Raw genomic sequence first — 17,962 nt, forward strand, 5'->3', positions numbered from 1 at the left:
TACCATCGCCCCCTTGATGCGAACGAGCCCCCTCTTCACCGCCCTGTTCGTCGCGGGAACGCTGGCCTGCGCCTCCGGTCCCGCGGTGCGTCCCACCCTGTCCGCGGGCGTCACGCCCGTGGCCGTGGCCCCGAAGCGTGAGCCGGGCGCCCTGCGGGTGATGACGTTCAACATCCAGTCGGGCCTCCGGGGGCTGGAGCAGGTGGCGGACGTCATCCTCCAGGAGCGCCCGGACGTCGTCGCGCTGCAGGAGGTGGACGTGGGCTCCACGCGCGCGCACGGCGAGGACCAGGTGGAGCGGCTGTCCGCGCTCACGGGCCTGAAGTACCGCGCGCACTTCGGCACCACGCGGCTGTACGGCGGCGCGTACGGCATCGCGCTCCTGTCGCGCTACCCGCTGGAGTCCCTGGCGCAGTACCCGCTGCCCACGCCCCGGGGCGCGGAGCCGCGCACGCTGGCGCACGCCGTGCTGGACGTGGACGGGCGCGAGGTGAGCGTCTACGCCACGCACCTCATCCGCCGGCCCTTCAACGGCGCGGCGCGCGTGCGCCAGAGCGCCTTCATCGCCCAGCTGCTGTCGAAGGACGCCCGGCCCCGGCTGCTGATGGGGGACCTGAACGACGACCCGGACTCGCGCCCGGTGCGCCTGCTGCGCCGCCAGCTCCAGGACGTGGCGCGCGTCACCCGCTCCGATGGGACGGGCACCTACCCGATGCCGCTGTTCCTGAAGTCCCTGCGCATCGACTACGTGATGGCGTGCGGCGCCTTCACGCCGGTGTCCACGCGCGTGCTGCGCGTGGGCGCGTCCGACCACTACCCGGTGGTGGCGGACCTGCGGCTCCAGCCGGAGCCCACCCCCGTGGTGGCTCCGGCGTCCGCCGCGCCCGCGGGCACGGCCACGGCGGCGGCGGGGCCCTGAGGCTTCACGCCGGGGTGGGCAGGGTGAAGCGGTAGAGGACCTCCAGGTCCCCCTGGCTGAAGCCCTTCACCACCTCGTGGTGGATGTCCTGGCGGCCGCTCAGGTACGCGAGCCCTCCGGACGCGAAGCCCATCACCGCCAGCTCGAAGTAGATGTGCGGCCGGGGCACGCCGGTGATGCGCAGCTCCACGGTGTCGCCCTGGAGCTGCGCGGTCAGCTCGCCTTCGGTGAAGTAGCCCTTCCAGATGCCGGGGGTGAAGAGGGCGAAGCGGCGGAAGTCGTCCTTGCCGAACATCGTCTTGAGCTGGCCCTGGCTCAGCGCGTACTCGGCGGACTTGATGCCGTATTGCCAGTACGCCCTGGTGTCGCCGCCGTAGAAGCGCTGGGTGAAGGCCTCGTTGAGGCGGAGGAAGGCCTCCGCCGGGATGCGCGAGACGGGCATGATGAGCTGCCCGAAGACGGGGTCCCGCTTCGCCTGCTCCGCGAGGAAGGCCTTCCACGCCGGCTCGCCGAAGGCCTGCACCGCCATGGTCTGCCGTGCCAGGAATGCGACGCCTTTGACATCCATCCGTAAGCCCTCCACCGGCTGCTCCGTGTTCGTCGCGGACCCCAGCCGGATCATCCTTCGCATTGTGTCTTGAGACACCCTCCCAGGGCGATACGCATCGTGGCAATTCGCCGGGGGGCCTTCCGCTGAACAGGATGAAACCTGTTATCGCGGACACAGTGCCTCCCCCGAGGTGCATGCCGGGCGGCGGGATGTCCGATGCAGGACTAGGTTCCCGGGGGTGCGGCCCCTTGCCCTCCTTCCCAGACCCGGACGCGCGCGCCGGGCGCTGCTCCTGTGCGTGGGCGCACTCACGGGCGGTGTGTTCGGGCTGGCCTGGTGGGTGGACCGCTTCGGCCGGCGCGACCGGGTGACGGACGCGGAGGTGCTGGTGGTGCTGGGCGCGCGGGTGCTGCCGGGCGGTGCGCCGTCCGGCGCGCTGAGGGCGCGCGTGGAGCAGGCGGCGGAGCTGTATCACCGGGGCGTGGCGCCGTGGCTGCTGTTGTCCGGGGGCGTGGGCGCCCATCCGCCGTCCGAGGCGCGCGTGATGCGCGAGCTGGCGGTGGCGGCGGGCGTGCCCGCGTCCGCGTGCGTGCTGGAGGAGGACAGCCACTCCACGGAGGACAACGCGCGCTCTTGCGCCCGCGTGCTGCGCGAGCGGGGAGCGCGCCGGGTGGTGGTGGTCTCGGACCCGTATCACCTGCTGCGCGCGCGGCAGTGCTTCCGGCGCGAGGGGTGGGAGGTGGCCACGAGCCCGGCGCCCATCGCGGGGAGGATGCGCGCGGAGGAGCGGGCCTACTGGACGGTGCGCGAGGCGTTCGCGCTGCTCCTGCGCCCGCGCCTGTGGTGGGCGCGGGTGCCGGGCGGACGCTGAGGGCTTCAGGTCCCGGAGGTGGGGGCGTCCGGCGTGGCCGTGTCCAGCCTGAGCAGGACCTTCTCCAGGACGCGGAAGAGGGCCTGGCGGTCCTCCGGGTCGAGCATGCCCATCACCACGCCCATCGAGCGGTGCATGGAGCGGTCGAGCTTCCCGAAGGTCTGCTTGCCCTTGTCGGTGAGGCGGCAGCGCACGACGCGCCGGTCGGTCTCGCCGCGCTCCCGGACGATGTGGCCTTCGCGCTCCAGGCGGTCCATGACGCCGGTGACGGTCTTCTCGGTGACGCCCAGTCGCCGGGCCAGCTCGCCCATGGTGAGCGAGCCGTCCAGGCCCAGCCACAGCAGGGCGTGCACCTGGGGCGGCGTGAACTGGAACTGCTCGCAGGTGCTGGCGATGGGGTCACGGAGGGAGCGGCGACGGCCCAGTGAGAACATCAACTCCTGCATCCGGTCGACGTCCTTCGCGAGCGCTTCATCCTCTTTATGGATATTCCGTGACACAGAGTATTCATTAGCGGCGGGGTGCGGGCCGGTCAACTTGTAGGCTCCGTCAGGACCTCCGGCGGGACCGGGGGGGAGGAGCGGGTGATGCGACACGCGTGGTGGGGTTTGTTGCTGGCGTGGGTGGCGGTGTCGTCGGCGCGGGCGGAGGAGGTGCTGGTGTTCGCGGCGGCGAGCACGACGGATGCGCTCCAGGCGCTGGCGCCGGCGTTCCAGCAGGCGTCGGGGCACCGGGTGCGCTTCGCCTTCGGGGCGTCGAGTGACCTGGCGCGTCAGGTGGTGGCGGGGGCTCCGGCGGACGCGTTCCTCTCCGCGGACGAGGCGAAGATGGACTCGGTCGACCGGGCAGGGCTCGTGCAGGCGGGCTCGCGGGTGGACCTGCTGTCCAACCGGCTGGTGGTGGTGGTGCCGGCGGGGTCGGCGCTGGAGGTCGCGGGGCCGGCGGACCTGAAGGGGCTCAAGCGGGTGGTGCTGGCGGAGCCGGCAGCGGTGCCGGCGGGTGTGTACGCGAAGGCCTGGCTGACGCAGGCGGGCGTGTGGGCGGACGTGGCGCCGCGCGTGGTGCCGGCGGTGGACGTGCGGGCCGCGCTGGCGGCGGTGGAGGCGGGGAGGGCGGACGCGGGCGTGGTGTACGCGACGGACGCGGCGGGCTCCAGGAAGGTGCGGGTGGCGTTCACGGTGCCGGAGGGGGACGCGCCGCGCATCGTGTATCCGGCGGCGGCGCTGACGCAGGGTAAGTCGCCGGCGGGAGGGCTCGCGCTCGTGCGCTTCCTCCAGACGGAGGCCGCGCGGAAGGAGTTCCGCCGGCTGGGCTTCCTGGACGCGAGCGCGGCGAAGGCGGCGCCGGACGCGGGCGTGAAGGGCGCTTCCGGCGGCGCGGCGACATGGGACGCGGGCGTGAAGGGCGCTTCCGGCGGCGCGGCGACGTTGGATGCGGGGGCGCCGCGGGCCGTACCCGCGCCGAAGTCCGGTGCGGGGTCGCGGAAGGAAGCGCCGTGACGCCACTGGCTGGCGTGGGTAACGCAGGGCGGAGTGCGGACGCGGGAGGCCGACCCATGATGGCGGCCCCGCGCGCCGGCGGCTCGCCGCGATGCCTGAAGCCGGACGGGGTGGCGCATCGCGTGGCTTCAGCCCAGGAGCATCCTTCTCCGTGATGGACGAAGGGCTGACAGGGCTGGTGCTGTTCACGGTGGCGGTGGCGGCCCTGTCCACGGCGCTCATCCTCGTGCCGGGCGTGGCTGCGGCTTACGCGCTCTCGCGCTGGAGGGGGCCGGGGCGCGGCGTGATGGAGACGGTGCTGGCGCTGCCGCTGGTGCTGCCTCCGACGGCGGTGGGCCTGGTGCTGCTGGAGCTGCTGGCGCGGGACGCGGTGCTGGGACGGCTGCTGGATGCGCTGGGCGTGGAGGTGGTGTTCACGCCGAAGGCGGTGGTGCTGGCCAGCGCGGTGATGGCGTTCCCGCTGCTGGTGCGCTCCGCGCGCGCGGGCTTCGAGGAGGTGGATCCCCGGCTGGTGGCGGTGGCGCGCACGCTGGGGGACTCGCGCACGCGGGCCTTCTTCCGGGTGACGCTGCCCCTGGCGTGGCGCGGAGTGCTCACGGGCGCGCTGCTCGCGTTCTCACGGGCGCTGGGCGAGTTCGGCGCGACGGTGCTGGTGGCCGGCAACATCCCCGGGAGCACGCAGACGCTGTCCCTGGCCATCTTCCAGCGCACGCAGGTGGGGCACGACGCGGAGGCGCTGAGGCTCGCGGGTGTCTCCGTGGTGCTCGCCTTCGGGGCCATGTACGTGACGGAAGTGGTGACGCGGCGTCGCGGAGCCCGGGGGCTGGCGTGATGGAGCTGTCCCTGCGGCTGCCCCTGGCGCGCTTCACGCTGGCGGTCGATGCGCGCTTCACGTCCGCGTCGGTGGCGGTGCTGGGGCGCTCGGGCTCCGGGAAGACGTCGCTGCTGGAGGTGCTCGCGGGCCTGCGGCGGGGCGCGACGGGGCGTGTCGTGGTCGATGGCCGCGTGCTCCTCGACACGGCCGCGCGCGTCGACGTGCCGCCCGAGGCGCGTCGGATGGGCTACGTGCCCCAGGACGCGTTGCTCTTCCCGCACCTCACCGCCGGACAGAACGTGCGCTTCGGGGTGCGAACCGGGCGGCCGTCGCGCGTGGATGAAGCCGTGCACCTGCTGGAGCTGGAGCCGCTGCTGCACCGCTACCCGGTGACGCTGTCCGGCGGCGAGAAGCAGCGGGTCGCGCTGGCGCGGGCGCTCGCCACGGACCCCGCGCTGCTGCTCCTCGACGAGCCCCTGGCCGCGCTCGACGTCGCGTTGAAGGAGCGCGTGCTGCCGTACCTCTTGCGCGTGCGCGACGAGGCCCGGGTGCCCCTGCTCTACGTCACCCACCAGCTCGGAGAGGCACGGGCCCTGGCTCGCGAGGCCCTGCTCCTGGACGGCGGCGCCGTGCGGGCCGTGGGGCCCGCGGACACGGTGCTGGGCACGGTGGCGCGAGGCCTGCTCACGGGCGAGCCCGAGGAGAACATCCTCGAAGGCACGCTGGAGCACCCTGAGTCCGGCGGCACGCGGCTGCGTGTCACGGAGGGCCTGTCGCTCTGGGTGCCGGAGGTGCCGGAGCTGCCCCGGGGCACCCGCGCCGCCTACGCCGTGCCCGCCGAGGACATCCTCCTGTCCACCGGGCCCCTCACCGGCGTCTCCGCGCGCAACGTGCTCGAAGGCACGGTGACGAAGCTGGAGGAGGCGGGGGCAGGGGAGTGCGCGACCCACGTGGACGTGGCGGGCGTGCGCTGGGTGGTCCGCCTCACGCATTCCGCCGTGCGCGAGCTGGGCATCGCTCCGGGGCTGCGCGTGTTCCTCGCGGTGAAGTCCTCCGCGTGCCGCCGCCTGACGGGACGGGCCTCCTAGCTCCCGCGCGCTTCCGCTTCGAACTGGCGGTGGGCGGACTCCATCCGCTCCAGCGCGCCTTCGAGGCTGCGCTCGATGTCCTCGCGCTGGGCCCGCACCAGGGCCTCCGGAAACCCCATGCGCTCCAGGAGGTCTCGCTGCATGAAGAACGCCTCGCATCGCCCGAGGTCGTCCGAGCGATCCAGGAGCTGGCCTCCCTGAAGGAGGAACGCTCCCCAGGAAAGCGCCCCGTGGCGGTAGCGGAGGAACAGGCTCGCCAGGTGGTCCGCGTCCGCGGCGCGTCTCTCCTCGGGCGTGGCTGGCGATGGAAGCCTCGGAATGCCGCGGAGCAGCCCCAGCGCCGTGGGGGTATCCGGCGCCGTGCACAGCTCCAGCAGCCAGCGCGGTGAGTCATCCAGCTTCATCACCCACGCATCCGCCCAGGCGATGAGCTGTTCGAGCCCGATGAGCCCCATCTCCACCATCACGCCGATTCGCGCGACGGCGACCGGGTCGAACGGCGTGCCCTCCCTCACCGCTTCGCTCCCGGCTTCTTCGCGCCGCCGCGCCCCGGCTTCGCGTGGTAGCCCTCCACGAGCATCCCCAGCTCATGGACCACGGACATCGCCGTGTCCTGCGGGATGCGCGTGTCCTTCAGCCGGTTCTGCGCGGGGATGAGCACCAGGCCCGTGGCGCCGGAGAAGTCCGCCCGGGTGAGCGTGCAGCCCCGGAAGTTGCTGCCGGTGAGGTCCGCGCCGGTGAAGTCCGCGTCCGTCAGGTCCATGTCGAAGAAGTTCGCCTCGCGCGCCACGCAGCGCACGAAGGACGTCTGGCGCAGGCTCAGCCCCACGAACGAGCTGTAGGGCATGCCGCACTCCTCGAAGCTCACCTCCGGGTTCGGCGCCACGCCCGTCCAGTCGATGCCCATCAGCTTCGAGCCCTCGAAGCGCACGCCCCGCAGCCGGATGGCGTTGAAGTTCGCGCGCGTCAGGTTGCAGCCCTGGAACACGCACACCTCCAGCAGCGTGTCCCTCCACCGGCCCTCCTGCAGCTCGCAGTTCAGGAACGTGCACCGGTAGAACTCCTTGTCGCGCAGGTCGAGGCCCTGGAGGTTCAACCCCTCGAACGTCTCGTTCTCGAACGAGTCCTCCTGCTGGAGCCGCTCCACCGCGCTGTCGTCCTGGGCCATGCCGGCGTTATACCGGCCCGCCGTCACGCGCGCGCGGTGTGCAGCGTCCGCTCCAGCCAGTCGAAGACGCGCTCGTCCCGCAGCGCCGCCGCCGCGGGCTCGCAGTGCCAGCTCGCGCCCTCGGACTCCGTGAAGCGCAGCAGCGTGGAGTCCTTCAGCGCGGCGTGCAGCTCCTCGGACTGGCCCGGCCAGAACTGCTCATGGTCCGGGGAGGTGATGAGCACGGGACAGTCGATGCGCGCGAGCGTCTCCGCGTCCAGGTGCATCGCCTCCGCCGCCCTGTACGCGTCGAAGGGGGAGCGCGTCCCGTAGGGCGCCATGCGCCACTGGAGCTCCGCCCGCGCGGCGGGCGCGTGCTTCAGTCCCTCCGCCATGGACGCGTCGAAGGTCTCCTTCTCACCGGCATCCAGCAGCTGGCGCAGCTCCGGGGGCAGGTGCTCGCGCCACGAGTCCCCCACCCGCATCACGCCGGGGTCCGCGACCGCCGCCGCCACCCGGTGCTCGAACGCCACCGCGCGAGGCACCCAATAGCCCGCCTGGCTGATGCCTTGCAGCGCGATGCGCCGCGGATCCACGTCCGCGCGGGTGAGCAGCCAGTCCACCACCGGCGTCACCACGCGCTCCCAGTCCGCGCGGAAGGGCAGCCCCTGCCGGTGCAGCGCCGCGCCCTGGCCCGGTCCGTCGAAGGTCAGCGCGTTCCAGCCGCGCTCCACCGCCGCCGCGCCGCCGTCCTTCCACATCGACGTCACCGGCCCGTCGCTGCCGTTGTTCAGGATGAGCGTGGGCCTGCGCGTGCCGCCACCCCCTGGTGGCCGGAAGAGGTACCCCTCCAGCGACGTACCCTCGTAGGGGATGAGGACAGGCTCCACCGGCGGGTCGAACAGCGCGGCCGCGCGGTCCCAGCAGTCCCGGTGCCGCAGCCACAGCGCGCGGAACCGCTCCGGCCGCGAGGTGCCGGGCGCGCAGGCGGAGGCCTCATCGAAGTAGGTGCTCGCCCTCAGGAACGCGGAGCGCGCGCTGACGCGGAGGCCGCCCGCGGCGCTGGCGTGGGCCTGGCGCTCCAGCCGCTCGGCCAGGGCGGTGAACTCCCGCACCCACGCCTCGCGGTCCCCGTCCGGAATCCGGTCCACCGTGACGAGCACCTCTCCCACGTCGGAGAGTCCCCGGTACGCGGCGCCCAGCAGCCCCAGACGGGCGAACTCGAACCGCTCATCCTGGAAGTGGCGCTCCATCCCGGGAGGATGGCGCTCCTTCCCAGGGGGCGCCCGCCGTGGGCATCGAGGCCCGCCAGCGTCCGCCTCCCTGCCCACTCCACCGCGAAGGACCCGGCGACGGCGCGCCGGGCCCTCCACGGCCCTCACGCTACTTGGACACCAGCAACAGCAGGCCGCGGCCGCACACGCCGTAGCTCGTGCCCTCGCCGCCAATCAGCTGCGCGCTGCCCGGGTTGGGCACCACCTGGTTCGCGCCCTCGGCCCACGAGCAGGTGTCCGTCACGCGGTACCACTGCTTGCCATTGCCCGGCCACGGCAGCAGGAAGTTCACGGCGTCGGACCAGCCGTTGTAGGCGACGTAGATGGCGCTCACCGTCTCACCGGAGAACTCCGACGCGTCGATGCGGTACGCCAGCGCGTGCCTGGTCGGGTCGCTGAAGTACGCCGCGTCGGGGACGTAGCCGTCCGGCTTGAACCAGCGGTGCTGCTCCATCACGTTCCCGTTGTTGTCGTTCGTCTTGTAGAACTCCGCCGGGCGCAGCGCCGGGTGCGCCTTGCGGAACGCGATGAGGTTCTGGGTGAACAGGCGGAAGTGGGACTGCTCCGTGCTCCACGTGTAGTTCAGCCAGTTCTTGTCCGAGTCCAGGTTGTACGCGTTGTTGTTGCAGTACTGCGTGCGCAGGAACTCGTCACCGCCCGTGAGCATCGGCACGCCCGCGCTCAGCATCAGGAACGCCACGCCGTTGCGCGCCGCCTGCCGTTGGAGCATGGCGCTGCCGCCCTGGTCCCAGCTGTGATTGCTGTCCTCGCCACCGTCGGACGGGCCGTAGGGCCACGGCTGGGTGTTGTTCTTGCTGTTGCACGAGTACAGGTCCTTCAGGGTGAAGCCGTCGTGGGCCACCATGAAGTTCACGGACGCGGCCGGCTTGCGGCCGTCGTCCTGGAACAGGTCCGACGAGCCCGCGAAGCGCGTGGCCAGGTCCGACGGCTTCACGCTCTCCACGCCGAGCTGGTTCTGGTCCTTGCGGAAGACGTCGCGGAACGCGCCGTTCCACTCCCGCCACTTCGCCGGGAAGTTGCCCACCTGGTAGGAGTTGCCGCCAATGGCCCACGGCTCCGCGATGAAGTCCGTGCCCGCGCCGCCTGCCTCCGGCCGCGGATCCAGCTGCGTGGTGATTTGATTGAGCGCCGTGTTCGGGTTGTCGCGGTCGTACGAGTAGCCGTCGTGCGTGTCCGTCTGGTGCTCGTAGACGTTGCCCAGCACCGACGCCAGGTCGAACCGGAAGCCGTCCACGCCCAGCGTGTCCTTCCAGTACGACAGCGAATGCAGGATGACGTTCCGGGCCGTGGGATTGAACGTGTTGAAGTTGCCGCCCACGCCCGTGTTGTCCCAGTTGAACTTCATGTCCTTCGTCAGGCTGTAGTACGTGGGGTTGTCCAGGCCCCGGTACGACATGACGTTGTACGTGCTCGGGTCGCCGCTGATCCAACCGCCCCCCTCGCCGGTGTGGTTGTAGACCACGTCCACCAGCACCTTGATGCCGGCGTCGTGGAACGCCTTCACCATGGCCTTGAACTCGCGCGTGGGGCCGCCCGGCGTCTGGTCGCACGCGTAGCGGCGGTCCGGCGCGAAGTAGCTGAGGTTCATGTAACCCCAGTAGTTGTCGCCCGCGGTGCTGGCCACGGCGTCATTGCGGCCGTTGTCCGTCTCGTGCAGCGGCAGGAACTCCACCGCCGTCACGCCCAGCGCCGCCAACTGCGCGGCCTTCTGGCCCGCGGTCTTGTAGGTGCCCAGACAGGCGGAGTCCAACCCGGAGCCGGTGTCCTGCTTCGTCAGGCCGCGCAGGTGCACCTCATAGACGATGTCGTCCTTGAAGGCGCGCGTGGGCTTGGTGCCGGTGGCCGTGGTGTCCGGCGCCAGCACGATGCCCTTGGGCGCCAACGGGCCGCTGTCCTTGTAGCGGTGCAGCGGGCCGGACGCGAACACCGTGGCGTCCGCGTTGCTCAGGTTCACCGGGTCGTGGGACAGCTCCAGCGCGTACGGGTCCCAGAGGAGCTTGTTCGGGTTGAAGCGGTTGCCCGCCGAGTCCACATCCGCGACGAAGCCCACCGCGCTGTTGGTCGTCGGGTTCCAGGTGGATACGTACGTCCAGTTGGGCCCCCAGGCGCGGTAGCCGTAATAGACGGTGCCGGTGACGCTGTAGCTGTTCTTCAGCGTGGCGACGGAGACCGTCTTCGACCAGACCTGGGTCGTCGCGTTCTTCGTCATCACATACGTCACGGCGGGGGTCGCGCTCGTGGGCGTCCTGTAGATCCACAGCTCGATGCGCGTGGCGCGGGAGGAGTAGACGTTGAAGTCGATGTTGGACTGCGTGGCGTCGTACTTCGCGCCCAGCGTCCAGGTGAGCAGCCCCTGCTTGCGCTGCGCCGTGTCCTCCACCACGGCGGGCGCGGGCGCTTCGTCAGGCGTTTCCGGGGAGGCGCAGGAGACCAGCGCCGAGGCGAAGCCCACGGCGACGAGGGGCTGCCACCGCGCAAGCCAGGGGCTCCGGCGGTGACGACGGGGAGGGGGCATCATGGTTGTGGCTCCAGACGCGGCAATCGGGGTTCATGACCGCTGCAAGCCCACCGGGCCCGCGACTGCCCGGGGCCACCGGTTCACCACCCCCACGACAGTGAAGTCAACCGCGCGTTCCCCCGCGCGTGCCCCTCGGCCCGCGCGCGTATGACGCAAGACACGACCCGTCGCGTCATGGTCATGGAAGACCCCTGTAGGTCGCGGGAGACGCAATGGCTCACATCCTCTCGCGGCATGCCGCGGCTGCGCAGCCAGCGCCGCGCGCTTGGTGGCGGTGAGCGCGACCTGCCCTGCGGGACCCCCCGGCGATCCGGGAGGTCCCCACGCGGCGCTAGCAGGTCTTCTTGATCAGCGCGTTGCAGTTCTTGATGGCCTGGGCGACGGTGCAGTTGGTGAACGTACAGTAGGGCTGCGGCTTGCAGTACTGGAGCACGACCCAGCAGGAGGCCGCCTAGGCGCTCACGTCCGCGCTCGGTTCGATGGACATGTTCGCGGCTTCCTCCATCGGGGCCTCCTCGCCCGCGGAGCGCTGCTCGATGACCATCTGCGTGCCATCCTCCCTCGTGATCACCTGAGCGTTCTCCGACATCGAGGGGTCAGCGCCCTCGCCACAGCCGACGAGCGGAATCACAGCCAGCATCATTCCCAGGAGCAGCTTCTTCATGGTGGGTCCTTTCCAGAACAGGCGCGTGGTGACGCCGCCGGACAGGAGGGTGTCCGGTTGATATGGATTTGCGCCGAAAAAGCATGCTAGTCAAGCATTGCTTGAATTGGTCTGTTTTTGACAGGCGGCGTGCCCAGGGCCCTGGTTGATTGTCTGGAATCAAGTCGCGCGCATGCGAAGGGAGCCGCTGGCGCGCGGTGACACAGGCACGTCACCGCCACCGCCAGTTCCATAGCGAGTGGATGGTTCTCATGACGCAGGCCGTTATCTGGAGCGGCGTTCAGATGCGAAGAAGGCGGGTCCCAGTAAAAATCCAATCAATCTGTTTTGACTTGATGGAAACAAGGAATCCATGGTTATTGTGTTTCCCATGGCTCCCTCCACACCGCCCCAGACATCCGCCGCCGGCCCTTCGCGAGGGCGGGCCGTCCCCTGGGTGTTGGCGGGGGTGGGGCTGGTGGCCGTGGTTGCGGCCGTGGGGCTGCTGGGGCGTGGCGGCCATGACGCACAGGCTCCGTCCGCGATGGCCGCCCCCGTCAAAGCCACACAGCCCGGGGGCTCGCATGGCGGGGGTCGGGGCGGGAAGGTGGCGGCGGCCGGCGTGGAGGAGGCGGAGGCCGCGGAGCGCCGCTTCTCGGAGCAGACGTGCTTCCCGGAGCTGGCGCGCTTCAACGACGGCGTGACGCTGGAGACGTTCCGCGACTGGGCCGGGCCGCTGCTCGCGTCGAAGGATGCGCTCGTCCGCGACTACCTGAAGTCGAAGCTCGCGGAGCTCATCGGCGACGACGCGGCGAAGGCGGGGCAGGTGGTGGACTGGGCCCGGGACGCGCAGGGCGCGGAGTTCAAGGTGCTGCTGTCGGGCCTGCGGGAGGCGGACGCGGTGCAGAAGCCGCAGGTCGCCGCGCGGCTGCTGGAGGCGGGGCTGGACCCGAAGCTGCCCATCGAGCGGCGCGCGGGCCTGCTCTCCGCGCTCGACACGCAGAAGCACCTGACGCCGGACGCGATGGACCGGATGGCGGACTTCGCGCGCGACCCGGCGTCCACCGAGGCGGGCTGGGCGGCCACGCGCACGCTGGGCCGCGTGATGACGCGCGAGTCGGAGAACCAGGGCGATGCGTCGCCCTACCTCGACCGGCTCATCACCATCGCCACGGACGCGCCGGACGAGCAGATCCGCCACCTGGCGCAGACGGCGCCGCTGCACAACTCGCCCGTGCTGGATGAGAAGGCCACGGACCGCTTCGCGCGCATCCTCCAGAGCGAGGGCAACGAGGACGGCCGCGACGCGGCGGCGCAGGCGCTGGCCATGTCCTCCGACAAGGAGCGCGTGCTGAAGCTATTCGCGGACTCCTTCCAGCGCGAGCAGTCCGTGTGCGTGCGCTGGGCGCTGTTCCGCTTCTCCGCGCGCGTCGCCGGCCGGGAGGCCCTGCCCGTGATGGCGAACATGGCGACGGTGGATCCGCGCTTCCAGCCGCTCTACGGCACCTTCGAGACCCTCTACGCCCAGGGCAACGTCGACTTCATCCGCGTCTGGAACGAGCTGCCGGACCAGAACCCCTTCGGCTGCATGGACCGTCACCAGTAGGAGCCCTCCGCATGCCCCGCTTCCTTCATGGCCTTCGCGCGTTCGGGGGGCTGGCGCTGATGCTCGCGTCCCCGGCGGTCCTGGCCCAGTCCACGCCCACCGCCGCGGCGCCCGCGCTGCGGGGAGAGCGCTGCTCGGTCCAGGGGTTGATGGATCAGCTCCGCGAGGGGCTGCGCTCCCGGTCCAAGGCCTACCGCGACTATCTCAACGCCGTGCTGCGCGAGGCCGCCGTGTCGCTGCCCTCCGGCGAGCTGCACGCGGCGTTCGACCGGGAGACGGACCCGGCGATGGTGGAGCAACTGGCCTCGGCGCTGGTGGCGCGCAGCGAGCGTGAGGCGGAGAAGGACGCCATCCAGGCCGTGGCCCGCCGCGCGCTGGAGGACCGGGACCCGGCCGTCCGCGCCGCCACCGTCCGCGCCATGCGCCGCACGGGCGCGCTGGAGAAGACGGGGGACATGTACGAGCGGCTCATGCGGGACGGCTCGCCGGAGGTCCGCATGGAGGCGGCGACGAACCTCATCGAGGACAACCAGTACGTCTATTCCGGCTACCACGGCCCGGCGACGGACATGGCGGTGAACGCGGCGGTGGCGTCCGCGGATCCGAAGGTGACGGCGAAGCTCCTGGAGTCCCTGGACACGCGCAGGCTGGGGCCGGAGGCGGGGCAGAAGCTGCTCGGGATGCTGGGCCACGAGAGCGCGGACGTGCGGCGCGCGGCGGCGCTCGCGATGGGTGGGGTGCCGGCGGCGCAGATGGGGCCCGCGCGCGAGGCCCTGGTGGGCATGTACCGGGGGGAGCGGGACGCCGGGGTGCGCAAGGCGCTGGTGCAGGGCATCGCGGAGCTGGGCTTCGCGGACGCCGTGCCGGAGCTGCGCAAGCTGCGGAGCGTGGACCCTGGGATGGCACCGGAGATCGACGCGTGGATCCGCGTCCTGGAATCAGGCGTTCAGGAGTGGGACCTGCTCCTGAGAGAGAAGCAGCGGCTGCAACAGGTCCGTTGAGCGGCACCCCCATGGGGCCGGTCCCGCCGGCCCGAAAGGAACACCCCCGATGCGTTACATGAAGAAGAAGGCCTTCGCGGCCATCCTGGCCCTCGCGGTTCCCTCGGTCGCGGCTGCGTACTCGTACACGGTGAAGTCGCCCTTTCCGGGCACGGTGACGGCGACGACGTACTACTCCAGCGGCACGTTCCACGGCGCGCTGGACATCTCCAGCGGCCGTTGCAACTACTGGGGCGTGGAGACGGGCGTGGTGGCGTCCCTGTCCTGGAACGTGACCATCCGCACGTCGGGCGTCCACTGCAACGGCACGGGCAGCGGCACGCAGAACGAGGCGAAGCACGCGTTCGCCAATGGCAAGACGTTCCGCCTGTGGCACTTCATCAAGACGTCGGATTCGCATGACCGCACGTGCAACCGCTGCCAGGTGGGCAACGAGGGTGGCACGGGCAACGCCACGGGCCCGCACGTGCATGCGCAGTATGACAAGTCGGGCAGCAACCTGACCGGCTGGTACTCCGGCTACACCACCAAGGGTGAGGCCGTGGACCGCGCGGAGACCATCGGCGTGCTGGAGTAGTCACGCGGTGCCCGCCGGGGGCGGAGCGTCGTGGGGACGCTCCGGCTCCGGTGGGGCCGGGCCATCAGAAGCAGAAGCTGTTGCAGTACGGCGCGCCGTTGCGCTGGGTGCAGCAGATGTCGCCGTTGGAGCACGCGCCGTTGATACACGCGGGGCGGCAGAGCCCCTCGTCGCCAGCGCCGGTATAGGCACAGACGGTGGTGCCGGGGCAGGCGCCGGTCTCCCACTCACAGGCGAGCCCCTGCTCCCGGGTGCCGAGGGCTTCGTCGGCGGAGGTGCTACCGCCGCAAGCCGTGAGACCGACAACACAGAGCGCCGCGACGCACAGGGAACGCCACATGGATGCCTCCAGGGTCAGGTGGGACGGCTGGAGGATACACACACCGGGGCCGGGGCGTCCGGAGGGCGGGCGGAGTCCGCGATGCAGAACTGTGCGGTCCAGTACAGCAGCATGACGGCGTAGCCCAGGCCGGGCAGGGGCGTGACGAAGAGCCGGATGGAGAGCAGCCCATCGCTGGCGGAGAACAGCAGCGCGCCCAGGAACGCCAGCCATTGCGCGCGCCGCGGGAGCTCCGAGGCGCCCAGCATGGCCGTCGCGCGCCAGCCCATGGAGGAGATGACGGCGACATAGGCCGTCACCGGCGGCGCCATCCCGCCCAGGCCGGGCCACAGCGCCACGGTGGCGCCCACCGCCAGCAGCAGGAAGGGCAGCGCGCGGAGCAGGGCCAGGCGCCGCGTCACGCAGAGGAACGCGCCGGTGTAGCTCACGTGCGCGAGCAGGAAGGCGCCCAGGCCCGGCAGGAACAGCGCCGGGCTCACCTCCAGCAGCACGTCCCCGAGCAGGGACAGCGCCAGCCCCGCGAGGATGAACCGTGCGTAGCGCCCCCGCGCGGGCCACAGCCACCCGAGCAGGCACGCCATGGGCAGCGCCTTGGTGACGAGCCGCACCTCCCGGGGCCCCACGTCGATGGCGAGGAGGAAGCCCACCACGCCGGCCAGCCCCACCGCCGCCAGGAGCTTCGTCCCGCCTGTCCATGCGTCGCGCATGGAGCGGCACCTTACGAGGGCCGCGGTGCTTTGCATCAACGACGTGGGGGGGAGGCTCAGGCCGGGGGCGGCGCGCGGAGGGCCACCGCGCCGCGTCCCCGGCGGCGCGCGCGGACCCAGCGCCTGGAGGCGTGGAGCCTGCGCAGCACGCCCCGCAGCGACGGCTGCTGGCTGGCCATGAGCAGCAGGTAGCTCCACACGGAGCCGCCCCGGCGGCTCAGCAGGGCATGGGCGAGGGCCGTCGCGTCCCGGTTCACGTGGTCGGGGACGTTCTCGAACCACTCGGCGCTGCAGCGCGCGGCCAGCTGGATGGACAGCAGGGACGCGCGCCGCTCCTTGTCGTAGGCCTCCAGCGCGGCGGGCAGGTTGTCCGGCTGGGCCCGCAGCTGCCGCGCCAGCGCGATGGCGTCCTGGATGGCCAGCTTCGTCCCGGAGCCGATGGAGAAGTGCGTGGTGTGCGCGGCGTCGCCCATGAGCACGACGTTGTCGTGGTACCAGCGCGCGTTGGTGATGCGCTTGAAGTTGAGCCAGGGCGCCCGGCCCATGCCCTTCAACGGGTTGAACAGCGACTTGCCCTGGAGCCGGCTGTGGAAGATGCCCTCCAGCCTCCGGAGCGTCTCGTCCGGCCCCAGCGTGTCGAAGCCCAGGCGCCTCCACGTCGCCTCCTGGCACTCCACGATGCAGGTGCTGGTCTCGTCGTTGAAGCGGTAGCCGTGGAACCAGATCCACCCGGCGGGCGTCTCCTCGAAGGCGAAGGTGAAGGCGTCGAACACCTTGTTGGTGCCCAGCCAGAGGTACTTGTTGCGCCCCTCCTCCACGTGCGTCTGGAAGCGCTGCGCGTGGCGCTGGCGGAGCCGGCTGTTGACGCCGTCGCAGGCGACGACGAGGTCCGCGTCCATGTACGCGGAGAGGTCCGTGCCGTCCTGCTCGAAGCGGACATCCACCCCCAGCCCCTTCGCCCGCCGGACGAGGATGTCCAGCAGCCGGTCGCGCCCCAGCGCGAAGCCATCGCCGCCGATGTGCGTCGCGTGTCTGCCCCGCAGGTACACCTCCTGCGTGTCCCAGCGCGCCGCGGCCTCCGCGATGCGCCGCGCGCTCACCGGGTCGCTCCGGTAGAGGTCGTCCAGCAGGTCATCCCAGAACACCACGCCCCACCCGTACGTCACGCCGGCGGGGTTCCGCTCGACGACGGTGATGTCGTGCCTGGGGTTGGACAGCTTCGCCAGGATCGAGAAATAGAGCCCGGCCGGGCCTCCGCCAACACAGACCATCTTCATGACGTCCCCCCAGCGCACGAATGGCTGGATGCTACCGGGCCGCCATGGAAAGCAACGCTGGTCGGAAGCGCTGTCTGTCGTTGCTGGCAGGACAGAGCCGGGATGAGAGGCTTCAGCGGCTCCGGCCCGCGCGGCGCCGGCCCGGAGCGCCAGGGCTGGAGGATGGAGGCAGGTGTTCAGTCAGGAACGCGAGGAAGGCGGCGAGCCGGCGGCCGGGTTCGCGCCCGGCGGTGTGGACCGCGTGCAGGTCGATGTCCGGCAGCGTGAAGCGGTCCAGCGCGGACACCAGGTGGCCGGAGGCGAGCAGGGCCTCCACGTCCCAGGTGGACTTGAGGATGACGCCCGCGCCCGCCAGGGCCCAGTCCTTCAGCACGCCGCCGTCGTTGGCGGTGCGGTCCCCGGACACGCGCACGTGGAAGACGCGGCCTTCCTCGTCGCGGAACGCCCAGCTCGTCTGCGGCGCCCCTGGCCGCGCGAGCACCAGGCAGTTGTGGCGCGTCAGGTCCGCGGGCCTTCGGGGCGGCGGGTGGCGGGTCCAGTACGCGGGCGAGGCGCACACCACGCGCCGGCCGGAGACGATGCGCCGCGCCGTCAGCCGCGAGTCCGCCAGCGGCCCGAAGCGCAGCGCCACGTCGATGCCCTCCTCGATGAGGTCCAGCACCCCGTCGCTCAGCACCAGCTCCACGCGCACCCCCGGGTGGAGCCGGAGGAACGCGTCCACCAGCGGGGCCACCCGCGCGCGGCCGAAGTCGTTGGTGGCGGTGACGCGCAGGAGGCCGGTGAGGGGGCCCTCGCGCCCGCCCACGCTCGCCTCGCTCTCCGCCAGGTCGGCCAGGATGCGCTGGCAGTCCGCGCGGTAGCCCTCGCCCTCGGGCGTCAGCGACAGCCGCCGCGTGGACCGGGCGAGCAGCCGCACCCCCAGCCGGGCCTCCAGCCGCTGGAGCCCCAGCGTCACCGTGGAGGGCGCCACGCCCCGGGCGCGCGCGACGGCGGACAGGCTGCCGCGCCGCGCGATGTCCAGGAACAGCTCCATCTCGTCGAAGCGATCCATTGTTCGAAGCTATCGAATGCTGGTTTGCATGGCGTGGCCATTGTTTCGGAGGCTCGCGG

Annotated in this window: 19 protein-coding genes; 8 read left to right on the plus strand and 11 right to left on the minus strand. The window is 71.6% G+C overall.

The window, feature by feature from the left end; genetic code table 11:
• The first annotated feature begins 16 nt into the window (after nucleotides 1–16).
• The gene (locus tag U8525_RS07945; protein WP_374263294.1) at nucleotides 17–919 is read left to right on the plus strand and encodes an endonuclease/exonuclease/phosphatase family protein; all 903 of its coding nucleotides are present in this window, start codon (nucleotides 17–19) and stop codon (nucleotides 917–919) included.
• 4 nt (nucleotides 920–923) lie between these two features.
• Here the strand turns inward: U8525_RS07945 and U8525_RS07950 are convergent, their stop codons facing one another.
• Nucleotides 924–1,487, minus strand: coding sequence for a hypothetical protein (locus U8525_RS07950; RefSeq protein ID WP_374263296.1), 564 nt, complete (start codon nucleotides 1,485–1,487; stop codon nucleotides 924–926).
• 220 nt (nucleotides 1,488–1,707) lie between these two features.
• On the opposite strand from U8525_RS07950, the gene U8525_RS07955 reads away from it, so the two are divergent.
• Nucleotides 1,708–2,340 carry a YdcF family protein gene (locus U8525_RS07955; protein WP_374263298.1) on the plus strand — a complete coding sequence of 211 codons (633 nt, stop codon included), beginning with the start codon at nucleotides 1,708–1,710 and terminating at the stop codon, nucleotides 2,338–2,340.
• A gap of 5 nt (nucleotides 2,341–2,345) precedes the next feature.
• On the opposite strand, the gene U8525_RS07960 is transcribed toward U8525_RS07955, so the two are convergent.
• The gene (locus U8525_RS07960) at nucleotides 2,346–2,786 is read right to left on the minus strand and encodes a MarR family winged helix-turn-helix transcriptional regulator (RefSeq protein ID WP_374263703.1); all 441 of its coding nucleotides are present in this window, start codon (nucleotides 2,784–2,786) and stop codon (nucleotides 2,346–2,348) included.
• 141 nt (nucleotides 2,787–2,927) lie between these two features.
• Here U8525_RS07960 and modA point away from each other — a divergent pair, with 141 nt between their 5' ends.
• From modA to modC, 3 genes are all read left to right on the plus strand, one after another.
• Complete coding sequence (gene modA / locus U8525_RS07965) at nucleotides 2,928–3,839, plus strand: molybdate ABC transporter substrate-binding protein (protein ID WP_374263301.1); 912 nt, start codon at nucleotides 2,928–2,930, stop codon at nucleotides 3,837–3,839.
• Nucleotides 3,840–3,993: 154 nt separating this feature from the next.
• A complete protein-coding gene (modB, locus tag U8525_RS07970) occupies nucleotides 3,994–4,671 on the plus strand; it encodes a molybdate ABC transporter permease subunit (RefSeq protein WP_374263705.1) in 678 nt (225 codons plus the stop codon).
• Nucleotides 4,671–5,741 carry a molybdenum ABC transporter ATP-binding protein gene (modC, locus tag U8525_RS07975; protein ID WP_374263707.1) on the plus strand — a complete coding sequence of 357 codons (1,071 nt, stop codon included), beginning with the start codon at nucleotides 4,671–4,673 and terminating at the stop codon, nucleotides 5,739–5,741. The genes modB and modC overlap by 1 nt, the downstream gene beginning before the upstream one ends.
• Here the strand turns inward: modC and U8525_RS07980 are convergent.
• The 5 genes from U8525_RS07980 to U8525_RS08000 form a co-directional block, all read right to left on the minus strand.
• Complete coding sequence (locus U8525_RS07980; RefSeq protein ID WP_374263304.1) at nucleotides 5,738–6,256, minus strand: hypothetical protein; 519 nt, start codon at nucleotides 6,254–6,256, stop codon at nucleotides 5,738–5,740. The two genes, modC and U8525_RS07980, sit on opposite strands and share 4 nt — an antisense overlap.
• Nucleotides 6,253–6,909: a pentapeptide repeat-containing protein gene (locus U8525_RS07985; protein WP_374263307.1), complete on the minus strand. Its 657-nt coding sequence runs from the start codon at nucleotides 6,907–6,909 to the stop codon at nucleotides 6,253–6,255. The genes U8525_RS07980 and U8525_RS07985 overlap by 4 nt, the downstream gene beginning before the upstream one ends.
• Nucleotides 6,910–6,932: 23 nt before the next feature.
• Nucleotides 6,933–8,141, minus strand: coding sequence for an alpha/beta hydrolase family protein (locus U8525_RS07990; protein WP_374263310.1), 1,209 nt, complete (start codon nucleotides 8,139–8,141; stop codon nucleotides 6,933–6,935).
• A gap of 130 nt (nucleotides 8,142–8,271) precedes the next feature.
• Nucleotides 8,272–10,701, minus strand: coding sequence for an alpha-amylase family glycosyl hydrolase (locus U8525_RS07995; protein WP_374263313.1), 2,430 nt, complete (start codon nucleotides 10,699–10,701; stop codon nucleotides 8,272–8,274).
• Between the two features lie 451 nt (nucleotides 10,702–11,152).
• Nucleotides 11,153–11,365 (minus strand): hypothetical protein, encoded by a 213-nt coding sequence (locus U8525_RS08000; protein ID WP_374263316.1) that lies wholly within the window; start codon nucleotides 11,363–11,365, stop codon nucleotides 11,153–11,155.
• 586 nt (nucleotides 11,366–11,951) lie between these two features.
• Here U8525_RS08000 and U8525_RS08005 point away from each other — a divergent pair.
• From U8525_RS08005 to U8525_RS08015, 3 genes are read left to right on the plus strand one after another with little or no spacing between them, the layout of a single operon-like run.
• The gene (locus tag U8525_RS08005) at nucleotides 11,952–12,950 is read left to right on the plus strand and encodes a hypothetical protein (RefSeq protein WP_374263319.1); all 999 of its coding nucleotides are present in this window, start codon (nucleotides 11,952–11,954) and stop codon (nucleotides 12,948–12,950) included.
• Between the two features lie 11 nt (nucleotides 12,951–12,961).
• Nucleotides 12,962–13,951: a HEAT repeat domain-containing protein gene (locus tag U8525_RS08010; protein ID WP_374263322.1), complete on the plus strand. Its 990-nt coding sequence runs from the start codon at nucleotides 12,962–12,964 to the stop codon at nucleotides 13,949–13,951.
• 49 nt (nucleotides 13,952–14,000) lie between these two features.
• Nucleotides 14,001–14,528, plus strand: coding sequence for a hypothetical protein (locus U8525_RS08015; RefSeq protein WP_374263325.1), 528 nt, complete (start codon nucleotides 14,001–14,003; stop codon nucleotides 14,526–14,528).
• A gap of 64 nt (nucleotides 14,529–14,592) precedes the next feature.
• On the opposite strand, the gene U8525_RS08020 is transcribed toward U8525_RS08015, so the two are convergent.
• From U8525_RS08020 to U8525_RS08035, 4 genes are all read right to left on the minus strand, one after another.
• The gene (locus U8525_RS08020; protein ID WP_374263328.1) at nucleotides 14,593–14,868 is read right to left on the minus strand and encodes a hypothetical protein; all 276 of its coding nucleotides are present in this window, start codon (nucleotides 14,866–14,868) and stop codon (nucleotides 14,593–14,595) included.
• Between the two features lie 14 nt (nucleotides 14,869–14,882).
• A complete protein-coding gene (locus U8525_RS08025) occupies nucleotides 14,883–15,575 on the minus strand; it encodes a lysoplasmalogenase (RefSeq protein WP_374263331.1) in 693 nt (230 codons plus the stop codon).
• A 56-nt stretch (nucleotides 15,576–15,631) separates the two neighbouring features.
• The gene (locus tag U8525_RS08030; RefSeq protein ID WP_374263334.1) at nucleotides 15,632–16,852 is read right to left on the minus strand and encodes an FAD-dependent monooxygenase; all 1,221 of its coding nucleotides are present in this window, start codon (nucleotides 16,850–16,852) and stop codon (nucleotides 15,632–15,634) included.
• Between the two features lie 112 nt (nucleotides 16,853–16,964).
• Nucleotides 16,965–17,903, minus strand: coding sequence for a LysR family transcriptional regulator (locus tag U8525_RS08035; protein ID WP_374263337.1), 939 nt, complete (start codon nucleotides 17,901–17,903; stop codon nucleotides 16,965–16,967).
• Nucleotides 17,904–17,962: the final 59 nt, after the last annotated feature.

This window comes from Corallococcus sp. RDP092CA (assembly GCF_041903675.1).
In the GTDB taxonomy this organism is placed as follows: Bacteria; Myxococcota; Myxococcia; order Myxococcales; family Myxococcaceae; genus Corallococcus.

Bases quoted from the DNA above. Each gene is read 5' to 3' on its own strand.
- U8525_RS07945 (WP_374263294.1), top strand. From the start codon at position 17: ATGCGAACGAGCCCCCTCTTCACCGCCCTGTTCGTCGCGGGAACGCTG.
- U8525_RS07950 (WP_374263296.1), bottom strand. From the start codon at position 1,487: ATGGATGTCAAAGGCGTCGCATTCCTGGCACGGCAGACCATGGCGGTG.
- U8525_RS07960 (WP_374263703.1), bottom strand. From the start codon at position 2,786: ATGCAGGAGTTGATGTTCTCACTGGGCCGTCGCCGCTCCCTCCGTGAC.
- modA (WP_374263301.1), top strand. From the start codon at position 2,928: ATGCGACACGCGTGGTGGGGTTTGTTGCTGGCGTGGGTGGCGGTGTCG.
- modB (WP_374263705.1), top strand. From the start codon at position 3,994: ATGGACGAAGGGCTGACAGGGCTGGTGCTGTTCACGGTGGCGGTGGCG.
- modC (WP_374263707.1), top strand. From the start codon at position 4,671: ATGGAGCTGTCCCTGCGGCTGCCCCTGGCGCGCTTCACGCTGGCGGTC.
- U8525_RS07985 (WP_374263307.1), bottom strand. From the start codon at position 6,909: ATGGCCCAGGACGACAGCGCGGTGGAGCGGCTCCAGCAGGAGGACTCG.
- U8525_RS07990 (WP_374263310.1), bottom strand. From the start codon at position 8,141: ATGGAGCGCCACTTCCAGGATGAGCGGTTCGAGTTCGCCCGTCTGGGG.
- U8525_RS07995 (WP_374263313.1), bottom strand. From the start codon at position 10,701: ATGATGCCCCCTCCCCGTCGTCACCGCCGGAGCCCCTGGCTTGCGCGG.
- U8525_RS08000 (WP_374263316.1), bottom strand. From the start codon at position 11,365: ATGAAGAAGCTGCTCCTGGGAATGATGCTGGCTGTGATTCCGCTCGTC.
- U8525_RS08010 (WP_374263322.1), top strand. From the start codon at position 12,962: ATGCCCCGCTTCCTTCATGGCCTTCGCGCGTTCGGGGGGCTGGCGCTG.
- U8525_RS08015 (WP_374263325.1), top strand. From the start codon at position 14,001: ATGCGTTACATGAAGAAGAAGGCCTTCGCGGCCATCCTGGCCCTCGCG.
- U8525_RS08020 (WP_374263328.1), bottom strand. From the start codon at position 14,868: ATGTGGCGTTCCCTGTGCGTCGCGGCGCTCTGTGTTGTCGGTCTCACG.
- U8525_RS08025 (WP_374263331.1), bottom strand. From the start codon at position 15,575: ATGCGCGACGCATGGACAGGCGGGACGAAGCTCCTGGCGGCGGTGGGG.
- U8525_RS08030 (WP_374263334.1), bottom strand. From the start codon at position 16,852: ATGAAGATGGTCTGTGTTGGCGGAGGCCCGGCCGGGCTCTATTTCTCG.
- U8525_RS08035 (WP_374263337.1), bottom strand. From the start codon at position 17,903: ATGGATCGCTTCGACGAGATGGAGCTGTTCCTGGACATCGCGCGGCGC.